Origin of the sequence: Sulfitobacter sp. HI0129, assembly GCF_001635395.1 — a bacterium.
Taxonomy (GTDB): domain Bacteria; phylum Pseudomonadota; class Alphaproteobacteria; order Rhodobacterales; family Rhodobacteraceae; genus Sulfitobacter.
The window spans coordinates 1-6,782 of record NZ_LWGH01000270.1; the positions used below are offsets into that span (position 1 = coordinate 1).

The 6,782-nt window shown below is 64.8% G+C and carries 8 protein-coding genes; 6 read left to right on the forward strand and 2 right to left on the reverse strand.

Annotated elements, in window-relative coordinates; translation table 11 throughout:
- The 6 genes from A3764_RS05600 to A3764_RS05625 form a co-directional block, all read left to right on the forward strand.
- A partial coding sequence (locus tag A3764_RS05600; RefSeq protein WP_150122082.1) for an ATP-binding cassette domain-containing protein occupies nucleotides 1–782 on the forward strand: 782 nt, incomplete at its 5' end.
- Nucleotides 779–1,249, forward strand: a complete 471-nt coding sequence (locus tag A3764_RS05605) for a GNAT family N-acetyltransferase (RefSeq protein ID WP_067919095.1) — start codon at nucleotides 779–781, stop codon at nucleotides 1,247–1,249. The genes A3764_RS05600 and A3764_RS05605, both read left to right, overlap by 4 nt.
- Nucleotide 1,250: 1 nt before the next feature.
- Complete coding sequence (locus A3764_RS05610) at nucleotides 1,251–2,717, forward strand: aldehyde dehydrogenase family protein (RefSeq protein WP_067919092.1); 1,467 nt, start codon at nucleotides 1,251–1,253, stop codon at nucleotides 2,715–2,717.
- Nucleotides 2,714–3,460, forward strand: a complete 747-nt coding sequence (locus tag A3764_RS05615; RefSeq protein WP_067919090.1) for an SDR family oxidoreductase — start codon at nucleotides 2,714–2,716, stop codon at nucleotides 3,458–3,460. Before A3764_RS05610 ends, A3764_RS05615 begins: the two co-directional genes overlap by 4 nt.
- 43 nt (nucleotides 3,461–3,503) lie before the next feature.
- On the forward strand, nucleotides 3,504–4,493 hold the full coding sequence (locus A3764_RS05620) for a P1 family peptidase (RefSeq protein WP_067919099.1): 990 nt from the start codon (nucleotides 3,504–3,506) through the stop codon (nucleotides 4,491–4,493).
- The gene (locus A3764_RS05625; RefSeq protein WP_067919087.1) at nucleotides 4,486–5,289 is read left to right on the forward strand and encodes an alpha/beta fold hydrolase; all 804 of its coding nucleotides are present in this window, start codon (nucleotides 4,486–4,488) and stop codon (nucleotides 5,287–5,289) included. Before A3764_RS05620 ends, A3764_RS05625 begins: the two co-directional genes overlap by 8 nt.
- Nucleotides 5,290–5,309: 20 nt before the next feature.
- Here the strand turns inward: A3764_RS05625 and A3764_RS05630 are convergent, their stop codons facing one another.
- A complete protein-coding gene (locus A3764_RS05630; protein WP_067919084.1) occupies nucleotides 5,310–6,002 on the reverse strand; it encodes a fumarylacetoacetate hydrolase family protein in 693 nt (230 codons plus the stop codon).
- A 245-nt stretch (nucleotides 6,003–6,247) separates the two neighbouring features.
- A partial coding sequence (locus tag A3764_RS05635; RefSeq protein ID WP_150122083.1) for a tetratricopeptide repeat protein occupies nucleotides 6,248–6,782 on the reverse strand: 535 nt, incomplete at its 5' end.

Here is a 6,782-nt window from a genome sequence, read left to right on the forward strand (position 1 = left end):
ATGTTTCGCGCGATTACCGCCTGCCGCGAAGCTCCCTTTTCGGGGCGCCGGGCCGGTTCCGCGCCGTGGACGACGTCAGCTTTACCATAGACCGGGGCGAAAGGTTGGGGCTGGTGGGGGAGTCCGGCTGTGGAAAATCGACCCTGACGCGGACGATCCTTGGTCTCGACAAGGTGGACGAAGGGGAAATCACGCTCGACGGCGCGCCGGTCTTTGCCGGCAACCGCCCGAACCTTGCGGTACGGCGCAAGATGCAGGTGGTGTTTCAGGATCCCTTCGGAAGCTTCAACCCCCGGCACCGGGTCGACCGCCTGATTACCGAACCCTTTCACCTTACAAAGGATCCGCCGCGCGGCGCGGACCGGACCCGCGCGGTGGACGAAGCGCTCACCGCTGTGGGGCTATCCCCGAAGGATGCGCAAAGATACATCCACGAATTTTCCGGCGGCCAGCGCCAACGTATCGCCATCGCACGCGCCCTGATCATCCGGCCCGAACTGATCCTCTTTGATGAGGCGGTGAGCGCGCTCGACGTGTCGGTCCGGGCGCAGATCCTTGATCTGCTCGCCGACCTCTGCCGGGCCTATGATTTGACTTACCTTTTCATTTCGCATGATCTGTCGGTCGTGCGGACGGTAACGGATCGGGTACTGGTGATGCAGGCGGGCAAGATCGTCGAATCCGGGGCAACGCAAGATGTCTTTGACAACCCCCGCCATCCCTATACCCGCCAGTTGATCGCGGCGGCGCCGGTTCTGCCGCCGATGCAGGTGCCCGCATGACGGGCCGCATCTCCATCAGCCGGGTGGCCGAAGCCCATCGCGCCATGCTGGACGACATGGCGAAAACCTATTTCGCCGAAGTCCTGCCGGAGGGGCCACCCTATTTCCCCATGGCGCTGGACAGGTACTGGATAGAGCCGGGCCGTCATCCCTACCTCATCGAAGAGGATGGCGTTCCCATCGGCTTCGCGCTGGTCTGGAACCACCGCGACGGAACCCATGAACTGGCGGAATTCACGATCCAGCCCGCCTTTCGCCATCGCGGTGTCGGGACCGAGGCGGCGGAGCTTGTCTTCAATAGCCTCGGCGGCGACTGGGTTCTCGGGGTGTCCGCGCAGGCGCCGGGGGGCATGCCGTTCTGGCGGCAATGCCTTTCCGCCTGCGAAAACGTCTGCGACATAACCGAGGCACCGCCACGAACCGCAACGCAGGCAGGCATTTTCAACTTCAGGGTCGAAAGGGCATGACATGAATAACCCGCATCCCGCGTGGTTCGATACGGCGCTGTGCCTCATCGATGGGCAATGGGTGCCCGCCCGGTCGGGCGATACGCTCGATCTGATCGATCCCTCGGACGGCAGCCAGCTTGCGCAGATCGCCCGGGGCGGGCCGGAGGACGTGGATGCCGCCGTAGAGGCCGCGCATCGCGCGCTGGACGGGCAATGGGGGAAGCTTCCCGCCTTTGAACGCGGGCGCATCCTGACGCGCATCGGCCAAATGGTGCTGGAGCGTGTCGATATCCTCGCGGAGCTCGAGGCGCGGGATGTCGGCAAGCCGCTTTCGCAGGCCCGGGCGGACGCGGTGGCGCTGGCACGCTACATGGAATTCTACGCAGGTGCGGCGGACAAGGTGCATGGCCAGACCATTCCCTATCTGGAGGGATATACCGTCTACACCCTGCGCGAACCCCACGGCGTCACCGGCCATATCGTTCCATGGAACTACCCGATGCAGATCATCGGCAGATCGGTAGGCGCCGCGCTGGCGATGGGCAACGCCTGCGTGCTGAAACCGGCAGAGGAAGCCTGCCTGACCGCGCTCGCCTTCGCCCATATCTGTCAGGAGGCCGGTCTGCCCGCGGGTGCGCTCAACGTCGTGCCGGGGATCGGGGCGGAGGCCGGGGCCGCGCTGGCCGGGCATCCGGGGCTGCAACATATCTCCTTCACCGGATCGGTGCGTACCGGTGCGCTCATCCAGCAGGCGGCGGGCCGGAACGTGGTGCCGGTGACGCTGGAGCTGGGCGGAAAATCACCTCAGATCGTCTTCGATGACGCGGATCTCGACCATGCGCTGCCCTTTCTGGTCAATGCCGGGATCCAGAACGCGGGCCAGACCTGTTCCGCGTCGTCGCGAATACTCCTGCAACGTCCGGTCTATGACGAGGTGCTCCGGCGCATGGCGGCTGCCTACGAAGAGCTAACCGTCTCCCCCGCCATGAAGGATGCCCGCCTCGGCCCCGTGATATCGGACCGTCAGAAGCGTATCGTGGACGGTTTCATTGCCCAAGGCAAAGACCTCAGGGTCGCCGCGCGGGGCCGTCTCGTCGATGCGCCAGATACCGGCGCCTATGTGGTGCCGACCCTTTTTGCCGATGTACCGGTGGACCATACGCTCGCCCGGGATGAAATCTTCGGGCCGGTTCAGGTGGTGATCCCCTTCGATACCGAAGCCGAAGCACTGGCGATCGCGAACGGCACGGACTACGGGCTGGTCGCATCCGTCTGGGCGGGGAACGGTGCCCGCCAGATGCGAATGGCACGCAAGCTGAAATGCGGTCAGGTTTTCATCAACAACTACGGTGCGGGCGGCGGTGTGGAACTGCCGTTTGGCGGTATCGGCAAATCCGGCCATGGCCGTGAAAAGGGATTCGAGGCACTATACGGGTTCTCGCAATTGAAGACCGTGGCGGCGTATCACGGAATGGAGGACGAATGAGACTGACAGGAAAAACCGCCATCGTGACCGGCGGGGCCTCCGGGTTCGGCGCCGGCATCGTGCGCCGTTTCATGCAGGAAGGCTGCCGGGTGATGATCGCCGATATCAATATCGATGGCGCCGAACAAATGGCACAGGAAATGGGCGACCACGCCCTTGCCCAACGGGTGGATGTGGGCGACGGCGCCTCCGTCAGGCAGATGGTGCGCGCGGCGGCAGACGCATGGGGCCATGTCGACATCATGGTGAACAACGCGGGCGTCACGCATATGCCCGCCCCCTTGCAGGACGTCTCAGAAGATGATTTCGACCGGGTCTACCGGGTCAACATGAAATCCGTCTACTATACCTCGCGGGAGGTCGTGCCGCTCATGCAGGCGCGCAAATCCGGCACGATCCTCAACGTGGCGTCAACGGCGGGAGTCTCCCCCCGGCCCCGGCTCAACTGGTACAACGCCTCCAAGGGCTGGCTGATCACCGCGACCCGGACGATGGCCATCGAACTGGCGCCCGACAAGATCCGCGTGAACGCGCTGAACCCGGTTGCGGGGGAAACGCCGCTTCTGGCCTCTTTCATGGGTGAGGATACACCGGAAATGCGGCAGAAGTTCCTATCGACCATTCCCCTTGGCCGGTTTTCCCAGCCTGAGGATATGGGCAATGCGGCGCTGTTCCTCTGCTCCGACGAAGCGAGCATGATCACCGGGGTCGCGATGGAAGTCGACGGGGGCCGCTGCATATGAGGCGAGTGATCGTGTCGGCACTCCACAGTTGGGGCGCCGGGTGCTGACACCGGGGTCGCGGAACCTGATCACCGACGTCGAAGGTATCCTGGTGGGCAACGCCAGCGATGTCGCGATAAAATCGGGAACGACCGTGCTTTGCGGGCGTGAGCCGCTGGTCGCCTCCGTCGCCGTGATGGGTGGTGCCCCCGGCACGCGGGAAACGGAGCTTCTGTCGCCCGACAAAACGGTGCCCACGGTCGACGCGCTGGTACTTTCCGGCGGCTCCGCCTTCGGGCTGGACGCCTGTTCGGGCGTGATGGACGGGCTGCGCGCGGCGGGGCGCGGATTGCGCATCAGCACGGCCACGATCCCGCTGGTTCCCGGGGCGATCATCTTTGACCTGCTGAACGGCGGCACGAAGGACTGGGGCGAAAACCCCTATCGCGCGCTCGGGCGGGCGGCCTTCGACGCAGCGGGGGCGTCGTTTGAGCTGGGCACGGAGGGTGCCGGTACGGGCGCGTTGACCGCCATGGTAAAGGGTGGCCTCGGCTCCGCCTCGCTCCGCCTGCCGGATGGCAGCACGGTGGGTGCGCTTGTGGTCGCGAATCCGGTCGGGGCCGTCACGACACCGGGCGACAGACACTTCTATGCCGCCCCGTTCGAGATCGGCGATGAATTCGGCGGTCTCGGGGTCGATCCGGCCAGCGCGCTGGGCATGTCCTTCGAAAGCCGTAAGCGGGATTCCATGCATCCGCGTGAAAATACCACCATCGCCATTGTCGCCACGGATGCGGCTCTGACAAAGGCGGAATGCCAAAGAATTGCCACCGCGGCCCATGACGGGATCGGCAGGGCGACACTGCCTGCCCATACCCCGAACGACGGCGATCTGGTTTTCGGGGTCTCCACCGGAAAACGCCCGGCGGGGGATGTGCTGCTGACGGGGCACGCGGCATCACTCTGCCTTGCGCGGGCCATCGCCCGGGCCGCCTACCATGCGCGCCCTGCCCCGGGCGACCTGCTACCCACATGGAGCGATCTCAATGCCTGAACTCACCCTGCCCGAAAATGTGACCCTGCATTACGAGGTCGACGGTTCCGGGCCGCCACTGCTGCTGCTTGCGGGCATGATGGGCGACAGCGCGGGGTGGGCCGCCCTGCTGCCCCATCTGACCCCCCATTTCACCGTGGTGCGGCCCGACAACAGAAGCACGGGCCGGACCCGGCCATGGAACGCAGAGGCCTCAGTGCAGATCTATGCCCGGGATGCGGCGGCGCTGATGGCCGATCTTGGGTTCGAACGCTATGACGTCTGCGGCCATTCCATGGGCGGTCTCATCGCGATGGAACTGTTCGGGCTGGAGCCAGATGCCGTCCGGCGGATTTGCATCCTCGCCTCTGCGCCGGTGCGGGTCCCGCGTACCATGGGCGTCTTCGACAGCCTGCTGGCGGTACGAAGCGCGCCCGAAGGGGAAACGCTGTGGTTGCGCGCCCTCTACCCATGGCTTTTCGCCCCGGCCTTCTTTGCCACCCCGGGTGCCGTCGAACAGGCTCTGACACTGGCGTTAGGCTACCCCCATGCGCAGGGGCGGGATGCCATGGCCCATCAGATTGAGGTGCTGCGCAGCTACCGCCCCACGATCCGGGCCGCCGATGTGACCTGCCCGGTGCTGACGGTCTTTGCGGGCGACGATCTGCTGATACCGGAGGAGGCAGGCCGCGCCGCCTTTGCCGCGATGCCCGATATCACACAAACCACCCTGCCCGATGCGGGCCATTCCCTACATTGGGACAAACCGGCAGAGGTCGCGGACCTGCTGACAGATTTCCTGCGTCCGGGAAAGTAACGGGCCCCGTCCACCCGGGCCTATGCGCGCGGTCCGATCTTCACCTCAAGCTCACCGATGCCTTCGACACCGCCGGTGATCACATCCCCGGGTCCGACCGACCCGACCCCGGCGGGCGTGCCCGTCATCACCAGATCGCCCGGGCGTAGATGCATGGCGCGCGACAGGGTCGCCACATGTTCGCGCACCGACCAGATCAAATCGGACAGATCAGCGTCCTGCCGCGTCTCACCGTTCACGGCGAGCCAGATGCGCCCTTCGGAGATTGAAGGCACGTCACCAATCGGCTTGATCGCCCCGATAGGCGCCGATTGATCAAAGGCCTTCCCCCAGTCCCACGGGCGGCCCGCGTTCTTCGCTTCGGTCTGCAGATCGCGGCGCGTCATGTCGAGCCCGACCGCAGCGCCCCAGACGTGGTTCATCACCTCGTCCTCGGCAATATCGGAGCCTTCCTTTCCGATCGCGATGACCAGTTCGATTTCGTGGTGCAGATTTTCGGTCAGCTTCGGGTAGGCAATGGTACAGGGCGTATCCAGCGCCGCATCCGCCGGTTTAGTGAAGAAAAACGGAGCTTCCCGCGTCGGGTCTTTCCCCATTTCGCGCGCGTGGGCTTCGTAGTTGCGGCCCACGCAAAAGATGCGGCGAATGGGGAAACGATCCTCACTCCCCTGAACGGCGAGACTGGGCTGCGCGGGAGCGTCGAAAACATACATCAGTGACTTCCTCTTTTGTCGCGGAAAAGGCCGAGCTTTTCCTGAATGGGCCTCTCGGAATTGGGAGAACAGCGCGCTGTCCTCCCCCCATTTCATGCGTGATTTCCTGCCCGCTTGGAACGACGAATATCTCCCACGGCTTCCATACGATGACCTTGGCGCGCAGATGCGTCCCGAACCCTCGATTCAGAGACGGTTTCCGGGGGTACGCCGACGGTATTGCCGCCCTGCCGATGGCCCCTCGCTCAGGGGCCGGCGGTGATCGTGTCCTGCCGGGTGCTCGTCTCGGGCCTGTTCGCCGCTGTAGACTCTGCGGAGTCGTCGGAAACCAGTTCCGCCTCCTCGATATCGCTGCGGGTCGCGACCGTGGGGACGCCACGTGCGCCTGCCCGGTCTTCCGTTGTACCGACGATCAGGGGCAGCATCTGGACGCCGCCGGGCATCGCCACCTCGGACATGGGGGGAGTTTTCCATTCCAACGTGTCAAAGCTGCCGCAGTTGTTGCAAACGGGCTGCCAGGATGCGTGGATATGTTGGCAATTCTCGCAAATCCATTGCGGGCCGCGCGGCACGGTCAGCGCCCGGGTGAGCCAGCCTTTGACCACACTGTCGGACGCGCCTTCGCCGCGCTCGATTGCCGCCATCAGTGTCACGGAACGCGCAGTAGGCTCGGATTCCACCAGATCGCCCAAGGACCGGCGCGCCTGCGGAAAGTCTTCGGCGGCCACGTGAAGCTCGGCCAGAAGCATGCGTGTTTCGGGATGGTCGGGCTGCAGCCGT